We start from the raw sequence: 13718 nt of genomic DNA on the forward strand, positions 1-13718 counted from the left end.
ATCGGCAGGGGCGGACCGCTACCCGGAGTACATACAGGAGACAGCGATGTCCCAACAGGCTCACCAGACTCCTCCCTCCCCCGGGGCTTCTGAGCCCGAGACCCCGCATCTCGACTTCCAGGGCACGACCCCGTACGAGGACTACGTCCGGGCGGACGTGCTCACCCACCTCCAGCACACCCTCTCCGACGACCCCGGAGAGATGGTCTTCCTGGTCACGACCCAGGTGATGGAGCTGTGGTTCACCGTCATCGTCCACGAGTGGGAGACCGCGGCGCGCGCCCTGCGCGAGGACCGGGTGCCGGTGGCGATCGACGCGCTGAAGAGGTCCGTACGGGAGCTCCAGGCGCTGAACGCGTCCTGGCGGCCCCTGGCGCAGCTGACACCCGCCCAGTTCAACTCCTACCGCTCCGCCCTCGGCGAGGGCTCCGGCTTCCAGTCGGCGATGTACCGCCGCATGGAGTTCCTGCTCGGCGAGAAGTCCGCGTCCATGCTGGTCCCGCACCGCGGCGCGCCCCGCGTCCACGCCGAACTGGAGAAGGCGCTGCACGAGCCGTGCCTGTACGACGAGGTGCTGCGGCTCCTCGCCCGGCGCGGGCACGCCGTCCCGGACGCGGTGCTGCGGCGCGACGTCGCGCAGCGCTACGAGCCGTCCGAGGAGGTCGAGTCGGTCTGGGCGGCCGTCTACTCGGGGGACCCGGACGAGGAACTCGCCCGCCTGGGCGAGGCGTTGACGGATGTCGCGGAACTGGTCTGGCGCTGGCGCAACGACCATCTCCTCGCCACCCGGCGCGCGATGGGCGCCAAGCCCGGCACGGGCGGCTCCGCCGGGGTGGCCTGGCTGGAGAAGCGGGCCCAGAAGAACGTGTTCCCCGAGCTGTGGACGGCGCGGTCCCATGTCTGAACCGTCGGAACTCGCCGTCAGGGCGGAGAAGCTGGACGCGGCCGACGAACTCGCCGCCAAGCGCTCGGAGTTCATCCTCAACGACGTCGTCTATCTGGACGGCAATTCGCTGGGTGCGCTGCCCGCCGCCGTACCGGGCCGGATGGAGGACGTCGTCCGCAGGCAGTGGGGATCGCTGCGGATCCGGTCCTGGGACGAGAGCGGCTGGTGGACGGCGCCGGAGCGGATCGGCGACCGGATCGCCCCGCTGGTCGGGGCTGCGCCCGGGCAGATCGTGGTGGGCGACTCGACCAGTGTCGACGTCTTCAAGGCGCTGGTGGCGGCGGTGCGGATGGCCCGGGAGACGGACGCCGGCCGGGACGAGATCGTGGTCGACGCGACGACGTTCCCGACGGACGGGTACATCGCCGGATCGGCGGCGCGGATGACGGGCTGCACGCTGCGCCCGGTGGCTCCGGCGGAGGTCCCCGGGGTGCTGTCCGGCCGTACCGCGGCCGTGCTGCTGAACCACGTCGACTACCGCACCGGCCGGCTGCACGACCTGCCCGCCCTGACGGCCGCCGTGCACGCGGCGGGCGCGGTGGCGGTGTGGGACCTGTGCCACAGCGCGGGGGCGCTGCCCGTGGGCCTGGACGAACACGGGGTCGACCTGGCGGTCGGCTGCACCTACAAGTACCTGAACGGGGGCCCCGGCTCACCGGCGTACCTGTATGTGCGGCGGGAGCTGCAGGACCGCTTCGACTCACCGCTGCCGGGCTGGAACTCGCACGCGGAACCCTTCGGCATGCGGAGCGACTACGAGGCGGCCCCCGGCGCCGTGCGCGGTCGCGTCGGCACCCCGGACATCCTGTCGATGCTCGCCCTGGAGGCGGCGCTGGAGGTGTGGGACGGCGTCTCGATCGACGCGGTCCGCGCCAAGTCGCTGGCCCTGACGGACTTCTTCCTCGAGTGCGTGAGGGCCTACGTCCCGCCGGGCACGGTGGATTCCCTGACCCCCGCCGCACACGGGGAACGGGGCAGCCAGATCGCGCTGCGATGTGCGGACGCGGGGGACGTGATGAAGCGGCTGATCGCCGCCGGGGTGGTCGGTGACTTCCGGCCGCCGGACGTGCTGCGGTTCGGCTTCACGCCGCTGTACGTGGGGTTCGGGGACGTGGAGCGGGCGGCCCGGGTGCTGGCGGAGGTGGTGGCCTGACGGGCGGTTCACGGGGGGCGGGGCGGCCCGCCCCCCACCCGGCCGCGGACCCCGTGGCCGGGGCCTTCGTCACAGCACACCGGGGCGGCTCGGCAGAACCGTCTGCTCCTCACCCAGAGTGACAACCCCGTGCTGACGCACGTCACCCGCCTGATACCGTCCCCGCCAGCGGCCGGTACTCTCCGGCCGCCGCGCACGAATCCCGTTCTGCCGCTGAGAGGTTGGAGCATGCCGGACGACGCCGCCCCCCGCGATGCCGCCGAAGAGGCGTCCGCCTTCTCGCACCCGCCGGTGGACCCCGACTCCACCGCCGTCTACGGCGACCACCCCGACCAGGTGATCGACTTCTACGCCCCGCGGCAGACCGAGCCGGCCGGGGCGGCGGCCGCCCCGGGACTCGCCCCCCTGGTCGTCCTCCTGCACGGCGGCGCGTGGCGTGCGCCGTACGACCGCCGGCACATCTCGCCGTTCGCGGACTTCCTGGCCCGCCGGGGCTTCGCTGTGGCGAGCGTCGAGTACCGCCGGGGCGCCCTCATCCCGTCCCAGGCCGACGGTTCCGCGGACGCGGAGTCCGGTGCGGGCGGCGGCACGGGGCCGGTGGCGGGCCGCTGGCCGGACACGTTCGACGACGTTGCGGCCGCGTGCGACGCGCTTCCCGGGCTGGTGCGCGAGGCGCTGCCGCAGGCCGACCCGCGCCGCACGGTGATCACCGGGCACTCGGCGGGCGGCCACCTGGCGCTGTGGGCCGCGGCCCGGCACGTCCTGCCGGCGGACTGCCCGTGGCGCACGGACCGCCCCGCGCTGCTGCGCGGTGTCGTGGCGCTCGCCCCGATCGCGGACTTCCACGTCGCCGACAAGCTGGAGGTGTGCGGCGGCGCCGCGGTCCAGCTCCTCGGCGGCCGGGACCGGTTCGAGGAGCGCAGACCGTACGCGGACCCGGCGCTGCTGCTGCCCACCGGTATCGCCACCACCCTGGTCCAGGGCCGGACGGACGTCGTGGTCCCGCAGGCGGTCGCCGAGGCGTACGCGGAGGCGGCGGCGAAGGCCGGCGAGGTGGTCGGCCTCACGCTGCTGGAGGGCGTCGGCCACTTCCCCCTGATCGACCCGGCGGCGGACGCGTGCGCGGTGGTGGCCGAGGAGATCGCACAGCTGGCGTGGTAGCCGGGACCCGCCCCCGGGTGGACCCGGTCATACCCGTAATACCTGAGAGCTACCTCCCAAGTGAGCTCCGCGGCATGACGCCGACGACGGGTGACGCTCCGTAACTTCCTTCCCGTGACCGCCCGATGAGCGGGCCGTCGGAAGGGGAGGACGTCATGGGTTCTCGGGGCAGGGGCCCGGCCGCGGCTGCACACGCGCACGCTCGGGACGGGCACGCGGACGCTCGGGACGGGCACGGGGGAGACGACGAACGGCGGCGCCTTCGCCGACGGCGCCTCGGCCGCGTCCGACGCACCCTGCTCGCCGTCCTCGTCACGGTCGCCGTCGTCGTTCCCCTGTCGGCCGCCGCGCGCCCCGGATCCCGGCCCCGCCGCCGGCGGCGCTCGCCCCGCTCTCGGCGGCCACGCTCACCGGGACGTACGAGGCGAACCGCGCGGACGCCGCCGAGGCGTCCCGCATGGCGGGGACCCACGGCGACCGGAGCCGGGCGGCGGTGGAGCGGGCCCTGGCCGCCCCCGCCCGCGATCTGCTGGCCTTCGACGGCCGGGGCACGGGCCGGGTGACCGAGGTCTTCGGCGACCTCGCCACGGCGCGGCACATAGCGGTCCTGGTGCCGGGCTCCGACACCACGCTGGACACCTACGGCCGCTTCCGCGCCACCGCGCTCGCCCTGCACCGCAGCACCGGCCGGGACACGGCGGTGATCGCCTGGCTCGGCTACGACACGCCCCGCACGCTCGGCACCGACGTACTCACGACAACCCGTGCGGCGCAGGCCGCCCCTGCCCTGGAGCGGTTCGTACGGCAGCTGCGGGACGCGTTCGGCCCGTCGCCCCGCATCTCCCTGCTCTGCCACTCCTACGGCACGGTGGTGTGCGCCCGCGCGGGCGCCGGCGTCGACGCCCAGGACATCGTCCTGATCGGCAGTCCCGGCACGGGCGTGGACTCCGCCGCCGCCCTGCACACGCACGCCCGCATCTGGGCGGCCCGCGGCGCCGACGACTGGATCGCACACGTGCCGCACCACCGCGCGGACCTGTTCGGCACCACCGTCGGCTTCGGCACGGACCCGGTCTCCCCGGCCTACGGCGCCCGGGTGTTCGCGGCGGGCGACGGCGGTCACAGCGACTACTTCGAACCGGGCTCGGCCTCCCTGGCCAACCTGACCCGGATCGTCCTCGGCGAGACGGCGGAGGTGACCCGTGCGTGACACGACCGTGCGGCAGCACACCCCGAAGCGGCAGCGGACCCCGAAGCGGCAGCGGACCCTGAACGCGATACGCACCGCGGCCCACCGCACCGACCTGGCCACGCCCGCCGAGCGGGACCGCGCGGTCGACGCCCTGCGCGCCCTGGCGATCCTCGGTGTCGTCCTGGGGCACTGGCTGGTGACCGCCCTCGTCGCGGACGGCGGCTCGCTGCACACCGCGAGCCCGCTGCACTTCATGCCGTGGCTGGCCCCGATCTCCTGGGTGTTCCAGACGCTCGCCGTGTTCTTCCTGGTGGGCGGCCATGTGGCGACGAAGGGGTACGCATCGGCGCATGCGCGGGGCGTCACCTACGGGCAGTGGCTGCGCACCCGCCTGACCCGGTTGTTCAAGCCGGTCGCGGCGGTCGTGACCCTGTGGACGGTCGCGGCGTGCGGCCTGCTCGCGACGGGCGCCGACGCCGGCACGGTCCACACCCTGGTGAAGCTGGCCCTGTCGCCGCTGTGGTTCCTGCTGGTGTTCGCGGCGCTGACGGCGGCGACCCCGCTGCTGACGCGTCTCAACCCGCTGTGGCCGCTGGCCGTCGTCCTCCATGTGGACATCGTCCGCTTCGGATTCGGCGGCCCCTCCTGGCTCGGCTGGGTGAACCTGCCGGCGGGCTGGCTCGTGCCGTACACCCTGGGCGCGGCCTGGACCCGGGGCGAGCTGGAGAGCCGCCGTGCGGGCCGGGTGCTGCTGGTGGGCGGCGCGGCGGCGACGGCGGTGCTGGTGGCGTGGGCGGGCTACCCGGCGTCGATGGTCGGGGTCCCGGGCGAGCCGGTCTCCAACCTGAACCCGCCGACCCTGGCCGCCGTCACCTTCGGCCTGGCGCAGTGCGGACTGGCGCTGCTGCTGCGCGAACGGCTGCGCCGCGCGATGCGCCGCCCCCTGGCCTGGGCGGTGGTGGCACTGGTGAACCTCTCCGCGATGACGATCTTCCTGTGGCACCAGACGGCCCTGATGGCGACCACCGCGACGGGCCTCCTCGCCGGCCACCTGCCGGGCCTGCACACCACCCCCGACGACCTGACCTGGGTGGCCGCCCGCCTGGTCTGGCTCCCGGTCTTCGTGCTGGCCCTCACCGTGTGCTGGTCCGCCTTCCGCACCTGCGAACAGGGGCCGCGCAGGCCTCGTGGCCGCCGTTCCCGCGTGGTGTTCATCCACAGGTTCCCCCGCACCGGGGCGAAGACGGCCCGCGGTGCCTAGGGTGAGCCGGATGAAGGAGGCACGGCACGAAGACCCGGCCGGCGGCGCGTTCGGCACGCCGGGCCGCCACCCGTCCCCCGATGCCGGATTGCCCGAGCCGGGGGAGCCCCGCTCGGCCGGCTCCCCCGGCTCGGGCGTCTCCTCTCCCCTCTCCGCGCTCCGCCGGCAACTGCGCGTCCTCCGGGACGACCTGTGGACGTTCGACGCCGACCCGCTCCCGCCGCTGTCACGGCCCCGCCTGTTGCGCCGGGCGCCGCACGTCGTCCTCTGCGTCCTCGCGCTGGTGCTCTCGATCGGGGCGGCCAACGAGCTGAGCAACAGCTACAACCCGCTTCCCGCGCTCGACGTGGCGATCGGCTTCGCGCAGGGCGGGGCCGTCGCGCTGGCCCTGTGGCGTCCGCTGCCCGCGTGGTGGCTGTCGCTCGCGGCGCACCTGGTGGCCTCCCAGATCGGCCGGATGGCCACGTTCCACCTCCACGGGTTCCTCGTCGAACCGCCGCCGTGGCCCTGGACGGGCTCCGCCATCACCTCGTGCGCCGTCGTGCTGTTCCTGCTGGCCCTACGGGTGCCCACCCGTGTCGCCGCCGGCGTGTGGGCAGTGACCGCCCTCGTGACGTTTTGCATCCAGGGCGTCGAGGGCGCGGCCTTCTACTCCGGCACCGGCCTGCCCGCGCTGGTCGTCTTCGGCCTCGTCCTCCTCGTCGGCACCGCCCTGCGCGGCCGCCGCGAGGCCCGTACGCAGCTCGTCGAACTGACCGTCGTCACGGCCGAGGAACGCGCCCGCCGCACCCTCCTGGAGGAACGCAACCGCATCGCCCGCGAACTGCACGACGTGGTCGCCCACCACATGTCGGTCATCTCCATACAGGCCCAGGTCGCCCCCCACCTGGTGGAGAACCCCTCCGCCGAGCTGAGGGAGAACCTGGACGGCATCCGCAAGAACGCGCTGGAGGCCCTGACCGAACTGCGCCGCGTCCTCGGCGTCCTGCGCTCGGAGAACCCCGCCGACCCCTACGGCATAGGAAGCGGTACCGGCGCGGCGCCCGACTCCCCGCAGCCCACCCTCGACCGGCTCGACGCCCTCGTGGAGAACACCCGCGCCGCCGGCATGGAGGTGCGGACGGAGATCGTCGGCGAGGTGCGCCCCCTGTCACCCGGGGTGGAGCTGTCCGCGTACCGGATCGTCCAGGAGGCCCTCAGCAACGCGCTGCGGCACGCCCCCGGCTCCACCGTCCGCGTCGAACTCACCTACTTCCCGCGGGGTCTTCAGCTGCACATCGCCAACTCCCGGCCCACCCGTCCGGTTCCGCCGTCACCGGGCGCGGGCCATGGACTGCTCGGTATGCGCGAGCGTGCCGTGATGCTCGGTGGGACCCTCTTCGCGACCGGGACCGCCTGCGGCGGCTTTGCGGTGGCGTGCTTCCTGCCCAGCCCCGAGGACGCCCCGCCCGACGGCGCTCCCGCCGACCCGACAGGAGAAGAGAACCGATGACGAGCAGCACCATCCGCGTACTGATCGCCGACGACCAGATGATGGTCCGGCAGGGCTTCACGGTGCTGCTCAACGCAAAGCCCGACATCGAGGTCGTCGGCCAGGCCGTCGACGGCAGGGACGCGATCACCAAGGTCGCCGAACTCGCCCCGGACGTCGTCCTGATGGACATCCGCATGCCCGAGCTCGGCGGCATCGAGGCGACCCGCCACATCACCGAGGCCACCCCGCACCCCAAGGTCCTGGTCCTGACCACCTTCGACCTCGACGAGTACGTCTACGACGCCCTGCGCGCCGGCGCCTCCGGCTTCCTGCTCAAGGACGCCTCCGCCGATCAGCTCGCCGAGGCGGTACGGGTGGTGGCGGCGGGCGACGCGCTTCTCGCGCCCGGCATCACCCGGCGCCTGCTCGCCGAGTTCTCCCGGATGCACAGCACGCCCCGGGCGCCGCTGAAGGAGCGCGTCGGCGACCTCACCGAGCGGGAGACCGAGGTCCTCGCCCTCATCGCCCAGGGCCTTTCGAACGCGGAGATCGCCGAGCGCCTCGTGGTCGCCGAGCAGACCGTGAAGACCCATGTGGGCCGCATCCTGGTGAAGCTGGGCCTGCGCGACCGCACCCAGGCGGCCGTGTTCGCCTACGAGTCGGGGCTGGTGCGGCCGTCGGGCTACTGACGTCCGGGCGGGCGCGGGGCGACCTGGCGGGGGCCGACCGCGCCCGTAGTACTTGAGGAGGATTCCCGAGGACCCCCCTCACTGGTGACGACCGCGCCCGCTGTCCGGGCCTACCTTTTCCACGTGACCGAGACGACCAAGAGGCAGACGCCACCGGACGGCGCGTACGCGCCGTACACGCCGCGCAGCCCGGAGTACCGGCTGGCCGTGGACGCCCTGCGCGGGCTGCGGCAGGATCTGTTCCACGACGCCTTCGCCTACCGCCCGCTGGTCCGCAGCGGCGCCGGCGCTCCGTCGGCCGGGCGGGCATCCGGTCGCCTGCGGACCTATGCGGCCTGGAAACGGCACGCCGTGGTGGTGGGAGCCGGCCTGGTGGCGATGTTCGGTGCCTTGACGACCGGCGACGGCGGAGGGGCGGCCCTGCTGTGCGGTCTGCTGGCCCTGGCGCCGGTGCTGCTGACGTTGGTCCGCCCGGTCGGAGCCTTCTGGCTGTCCTTGGCGGCGACCCTCGCCTCGGCGGTCCTGAGCCCCGACTGGGCGGCGGGGCCGTGGCCGCCGGGCAGTTTTATCTCCCACCTGGTGGTGGTGACGGTCGTGGCGATACGCAGCCGGCCGCGCACCGCGGCATGGATGTGGGTCATCACCGCGCTCTACGGCTTCTTCGCCGAGAGCCTCTTCAGCCAGAACAGCTTCGACACCAACACCCCGCCCATGCTGGTGGTCTCCGCGATCTCCCTGCTGTCCGTCACCGTCTGGCACATACGCCGCGACGCCGAGCAGGAGGTGACCGCCCATCAGACCGAGACGGCGCACGAGCGCTCCCGGCGCACCCTGCTGGAGGAGCGCACGACGATCGCCCGCGAACTGCACGATGTGGTCGCCCACCACATGTCGGTGGTCGCGATCCAGGCGGAGGCCGCGCCCTACCGCGTGGAGAACCCGCCGCCCGAACTGGAGAATGCCTTCGCCACGATCCGGGAGAACGCGGTGGCGGCCCTGACCGAGCTGCGCCGCGTCCTGGGGGTCGTACGGGCGGAGGACTACGAGGCCCCGGACGCGCCCCAGCCCACCCTGGCCGACCTGGACGCCCTGCTGGCGAACGTGCGGGAGGCGGGACTGAGCGTCGACAAGGTGGTCACGGGCGCGGTGCGGGAACTCCCGCAGGGCGTCGAGCTGTCGGCGTACCGCATCGTCCAGGAGGCCCTCAGCAACACGCTGCGGCACGCGCCGGGCGCCCCGGCACGGGTGGAGATCGGCTATGTGCTCGGTGGGCTGGGCCTGCGCATCGTCAACGGCCCGGCGCCGCAGGTCACGCTCACCAAGTCGACGCACGGGGCGGGGCACGGCCTGACGGGCATGCGCGAGCGGGTCTCGATGCTGGGCGGGGAGATGACGGCGGGGGAGACGGACGACGGAGGCTATGAGGTGACGGTGTTCCTGCCGGCGGCCACCGTGGAGGGCACCGCGTGACGAGGGGCATCATCCGCGTACTGATCGCCGACGACCAGATGATGGTCCGGGAGGGCTTCTCGGTGCTGCTCGGGGCGATGCCGGACATCGAGGTCGTCGGGGAGGCGGTCAACGGGAGGGAGGCCGTCGAGCGGGTCCGCGAGCTGGCCCCGGACGTCGTGCTGATGGACATCCGGATGCCGGAGCTGAACGGCATCGAGGCGACCCGGGAGATCGTCGCCGCGGACGGTTCGGCGAAGGTGCTGGTGCTGACCACCTTCGACCTCGACGAGTACGTGTACCAGGCGCTGCGGGCGGGAGCCTCCGGCTTCCTGCTCAAGGACGCGTCGGCCAAGCAGCTCGCCGAGGGCGTACGGGTGGTGGCGGCCGGCGAGGCGCTGCTGGCGCCCTCGGTCACCCGGCGGCTGATCACGGAGTTCTCCCGCCTGGCGGACCGGCCGGCGCTCCCGCCGACGGCCCGGGCGGCGTACGGGGACCTGACGGAACGGGAGACGGAGGTGCTGGTCCTCATCGCCCAGGGGCTGTCGAACGCGGAGATCGCGGAGCGGCTGGTGGTGGCCGAGTCCACGATCAAGACGCACGTCAGCCGCATCCTGGTGAAACTGGGCCTGCGCGACCGCACCCAGGCCGCGGTGTTCGCGTACGAGGCGAGACTGGTGACACCCGGGTGATCCGCTCTTCGGTGTGAGACCCCCCTGGTCAGCGGGCGTCCGCTCGGTTAGCGTCCGGGCATGGCAGCTCCTTCCGCTCTCGCGTTCGACCCCTGGGACCCGGCGTTCGTGGCCGACCCGTACCCCGCCTACGCCGAGCTGCGTGCGCGGGGCCGGGTGCACTGGTTCGAGCCCACCGGCCAGTGGCTGGTGCCGCACCACGCGGACGTGTCGGCGTTGCTGCGGGACAGGCGACTGGGCCGGACGTACCAGCACCGGTTCACGCACGAGGAATTCGGCCGGACCGCGCCGCCGCCCGAGCACGAGCCCTTCCACACGCTCAACGACCACGGCATGCTCGACCTGGAGCCGCCGGACCACACGCGCATCCGGCGCCTGGTGTCGAAGGCGTTCACGCCGCGGACCGTGGAGCAGCTGAAGCCGTATGTGCGTGACCTCGCCGGCGAGCTGGTGGCGCGGCTGGTGGAGGCGGGCGGCGGCGATCTGCTGACGGACGTCGCCGAGCCGCTGCCGGTCGCGGTGATCGCCGAGATGCTGGGCATCCCCGAGGCGGACCGCGGGCAGCTGCGCCCCTGGTCGGCGGACATCTGCGGGATGTACGAGCTGGGCCCCTCCGAGGAGACGGCACACAGGGCGGTGCGGGCTTCGGTGGAGTTCTCGGAGTACCTCCGGGAGCTGATCGCCGAGCGTCGCAAGGAGCCGGGGGAGGACCTGATCTCGGGGTTGATCGCCGCGTACGACGAGGGCGACCGGCTCACCGAGCAGGAGATGATCTCGACCTGTGTGCTGCTGCTGAACGCCGGGCACGAGGCCACGGTCAACGCGACCGTGAACGGCTGGTGGGCGCTGTTCCGCCACCCGGACCAGCTGGCCGCCCTGCGCGCGGACCACTCGCTCGTCCCCTCGGCGGTGGAGGAGCTGATGCGCTACGACACCCCGCTCCAGCTCTTCGAGCGCTGGGTGCTGGACGAGATCGAGATCGACGGCACGGTGATCCCGCGGGGCGCGGAGATCGCCATGCTGTTCGGCTCGGCCAACCATGACCCGGCCGTGTTCGACGCCCCCGAGAGGCTCGACCTGACCCGTGAGGACAACCCGCACATCTCCTTCAGCGCGGGCATCCACTACTGCATCGGTGCGCCCCTGGCCCGTATCGAGCTGGCGGCGTCCATGACGGCGCTGCTGGAGAAGGCCCCGACGCTGCGCCTTGCGGCGGAGCCGGAGCGGAAGCCGAACTTCGTGATCCGCGGGCTGGATGGACTGAGGGTGGAGGTCGGCTGACCGCCACCGTCAGGCCGTCAGGGCTCATCCCGAAGCTCACCCGCCCGTGCGGGCAGCATGAGTCCCCACGCCCCCTGCCGCACCACCCACGTCCGCGTCCGAACCGGCCCCGACACCACCGCATCCGCGCGATAGCGGAAATCGGCCCCCGACACCGTCACCCTGCGCCCCACTGCCAGCAGCGGCGAAGCCTCCGCGCCCACCGAGACCGGTCGTACCTCCACCTCGGCCACCCCCGGTTCCCCCGGCGTCACCGACACGCCCTCCACCGGCTGGTCCAGGTCCACCAGCGTCTCGCCGTCGACCTCCACCCGCAGTCGGGCCGGCCCGGGCGCCGCCGCCGCGGCGACGGCACCCGCGTCGGACGCGCCGCGAGCGTCCGTACCAGCGACTGGCACGTCCGCAGCCACGGACGGCCCGAGCCCGGCGACGAAGCCGGCACCGGATCGGTCCCCGCCCCCTCACGCGCCGGCACCGGAGGAATCCGCAGATCCCCGAGCACCACCCCGTCACTGTCGTCCACCAGCAGGTCCAGCCGCCGCTCCACCCCCTCCAGGACGGCCCTGGCCGCCGCCACCGCCCCCGCCGGCACCCCCAGCGACCGCGCCAGCGACTGCCGGGCGCCCACCGGCACCAGCGCCAGGGCCGTCGTGCCCAGCTCACGGCGCCGGTGCAGGAGCGTCACCGCCCGCAGCAGCGCCCGGTCGTCGCCCACGACCACCGGCCGCCGCGACCCCCGGCGGTCCAGTGCCCGGGCGAATTCCTCCGGTCCCTCCGGGAGGCACAACTTGGCGGCCGCACCCGCGCTGAGCACGTCTTTCGCGATCCGTACCGACTCACCGTCGCTGTGACGGGCGACCGGGTCGATGACCACGAGGAGCTGGTCGGAAGTCGCCACCTCGGTCCTGCCTCGCTTCCTCGGGTAGCATCTCTGTGCAAGAGCCCCTTGCGCTATTGCGTCAGGGGTTTCGTCTATTCCGGGGCATCCGGTCCGACGGTTTGCGGCCAACGACGGTCGCGGTGCACACGGCGGTGAACCCTCCGCGTGCGCCCCCGACCCTGGACATGCCCCGCCCGGAAGGGGTGTACGCGCGTGCCCGCACTTGTGCTGCTCGGTGCTCAGTGGGGTGACGAAGGCAAGGGAAAGGCCACCGACCTGCTCGGTGGCTCGGTGGACTATGTCGTGCGCTACCAGGGCGGCAACAACGCCGGCCACACGGTGGTCGTAGGTGACCAGAAGTATGCGCTCCACCTCCTCCCTTCCGGAATCCTGTCGCCCGGATGTACGCCCGTCATCGGCAACGGCGTCGTCGTCGACCCGTCGGTCCTGCTCTCCGAGCTGAGCGGTCTGAACGAGCGCGGTGTCGACACCTCCAAGCTGCTGATCAGCGGCAACGCCCACATCATCACGCCGTACAACGTCACCGTCGACAAGGTGACGGAACGCTTCCTCGGAAAGCGCAAGATCGGCACGACCGGCCGCGGCATCGGCCCGACCTACGCCGACAAGATCAACCGTGTCGGCATCCGGGTCCAGGACCTGTACGACGAGTCGATCCTGACCCAGAAGGTCGAGGCGGCCCTCGACGTCAAGAACCAGATCCTCACCAAGCTGTACAACCGGCGCGCGATCGCCGTCGGCCAGGTGGTCGAGGAGCTGCTGGGCTACGCCGAGAAGATCGAGCCGTACGTCGCCGACACGGTCCTGATCCTCAACCAGGCCCTGGAGGAGGACAAGGTCGTCCTGTTCGAGGGCGGCCAGGGCACGCTCCTGGACATCGACCACGGCACGTATCCGTTCGTGACCTCGTCGAACCCGACCGCGGGCGGTGCCTGCACCGGTGCCGGCGTCGGCCCCACGAAGATCAGCCGCGTCATCGGCATCCTCAAGGCCTACACGACCCGTGTCGGCTCGGGTCCTTTCCCCACCGAGCTGTTCGACGAGGACGGCGAGGCGCTGCGCCGCATCGGCGGTGAGCGGGGCGTGACGACGGGCCGCGACCGCCGCTGCGGCTGGTTCGACGCGGTGATCGCCCGCTACGCGACCCGGGTCAACGGCCTGACCGACTTCTTCCTCACCAAGCTCGACGTGCTCACCGGCTGGGAGCAGATCCCGGTCTGCGTCGCATACGAGATCGACGGCAAGCGGGTCGAGGAACTCCCGTACTCCCAGACGGACTTCCACCACGCGAAGCCGGTCTACGAGATGCTGCCCGGCTGGCAGGAGGACATCACGAAGGCCAAGACCTTCGCGGACCTCCCGAAGAACGCCCAGAACTACGTCAAGGCGCTGGAGGAGATGTCCGGCGCCCCGATCTCCGCGATCGGCGTCGGCCCGGGCCGCGACGAGACCATCGAGATCAACTCGTTCCTGTAAGTCCCTTATATCCCCGTCCAGTTGGGCCGGTCATGGACATCCT

At 72.8% G+C, this 13718-nt stretch carries 10 protein-coding genes and 2 pseudogenes; 11 read left to right on the forward strand and 1 reads right to left on the reverse strand.

Features of this window, described 5'->3' with window-relative positions; all coding sequences use genetic code 11:
- Window positions 1-46: 46 nt before the first annotated feature.
- The 10 genes and pseudogenes from N8I84_RS21905 to N8I84_RS21950 all read left to right on the forward strand — a co-directional run bounded on the left by N8I84_RS21905 (window position 47) and on the right by N8I84_RS21950 (window position 11298).
- The gene (locus N8I84_RS21905) at window positions 47-904 is read left to right on the forward strand and encodes a tryptophan 2,3-dioxygenase family protein (RefSeq protein WP_263231088.1); all 858 of its coding nucleotides are present in this window, start codon (window positions 47-49) and stop codon (window positions 902-904) included.
- Window positions 897-2099 (forward strand): kynureninase, encoded by a 1203-nt coding sequence (gene kynU, locus N8I84_RS21910; protein ID WP_263231090.1) that lies wholly within the window; start codon window positions 897-899, stop codon window positions 2097-2099. The genes N8I84_RS21905 and kynU overlap by 8 nt, the downstream gene beginning before the upstream one ends.
- A gap of 228 nt (window positions 2100-2327) precedes the next feature.
- On the forward strand, window positions 2328-3260 hold the full coding sequence (locus N8I84_RS21915; protein ID WP_263231092.1) for an alpha/beta hydrolase family protein: 933 nt from the start codon (window positions 2328-2330) through the stop codon (window positions 3258-3260).
- 155 nt (window positions 3261-3415) lie between these two features.
- Window positions 3416-4470: pseudogene (locus N8I84_RS21920) on the forward strand (alpha/beta hydrolase).
- 58 nt (window positions 4471-4528) lie between these two features.
- Window positions 4529-5713 carry an acyltransferase family protein gene (locus N8I84_RS21925; RefSeq protein ID WP_263234849.1) on the forward strand — a complete coding sequence of 395 codons (1185 nt, stop codon included), beginning with the start codon at window positions 4529-4531 and terminating at the stop codon, window positions 5711-5713.
- Window positions 5714-5723: 10 nt separating this feature from the next.
- The gene (locus N8I84_RS21930; RefSeq protein ID WP_263231093.1) at window positions 5724-7205 is read left to right on the forward strand and encodes a sensor histidine kinase; all 1482 of its coding nucleotides are present in this window, start codon (window positions 5724-5726) and stop codon (window positions 7203-7205) included.
- Window positions 7202-7876 carry a response regulator gene (locus N8I84_RS21935; protein ID WP_263231095.1) on the forward strand — a complete coding sequence of 225 codons (675 nt, stop codon included), beginning with the start codon at window positions 7202-7204 and terminating at the stop codon, window positions 7874-7876. Before N8I84_RS21930 ends, N8I84_RS21935 begins: the two co-directional genes overlap by 4 nt.
- A gap of 123 nt (window positions 7877-7999) precedes the next feature.
- Window positions 8000-9346, forward strand: coding sequence for a sensor histidine kinase (locus tag N8I84_RS21940; protein ID WP_263231097.1), 1347 nt, complete (start codon window positions 8000-8002; stop codon window positions 9344-9346).
- Window positions 9343-10017 (forward strand): response regulator transcription factor, encoded by a 675-nt coding sequence (locus N8I84_RS21945; protein WP_313884273.1) that lies wholly within the window; start codon window positions 9343-9345, stop codon window positions 10015-10017. Before N8I84_RS21940 ends, N8I84_RS21945 begins: the two co-directional genes overlap by 4 nt.
- 60 nt (window positions 10018-10077) lie before the next feature.
- Window positions 10078-11298, forward strand: a complete 1221-nt coding sequence (locus N8I84_RS21950) for a cytochrome P450 (RefSeq protein ID WP_263231098.1) — start codon at window positions 10078-10080, stop codon at window positions 11296-11298.
- A gap of 17 nt (window positions 11299-11315) precedes the next feature.
- On the opposite strand, the pseudogene N8I84_RS21955 reads toward N8I84_RS21950, so the two are convergent.
- Window positions 11316-12196: pseudogene (locus tag N8I84_RS21955) on the reverse strand (diacylglycerol kinase family protein).
- A gap of 195 nt (window positions 12197-12391) precedes the next feature.
- On the opposite strand from N8I84_RS21955, the gene N8I84_RS21960 reads away from it, so the two are divergent.
- Window positions 12392-13675 (forward strand): adenylosuccinate synthase, encoded by a 1284-nt coding sequence (locus N8I84_RS21960; RefSeq protein WP_263231099.1) that lies wholly within the window; start codon window positions 12392-12394, stop codon window positions 13673-13675.
- Window positions 13676-13718: the final 43 nt, after the last annotated feature.

The sequence above is a fragment of the Streptomyces cynarae genome (assembly GCF_025642135.1).
Taxonomy (GTDB): domain Bacteria; phylum Actinomycetota; class Actinomycetes; order Streptomycetales; family Streptomycetaceae; genus Streptomyces; species Streptomyces cynarae.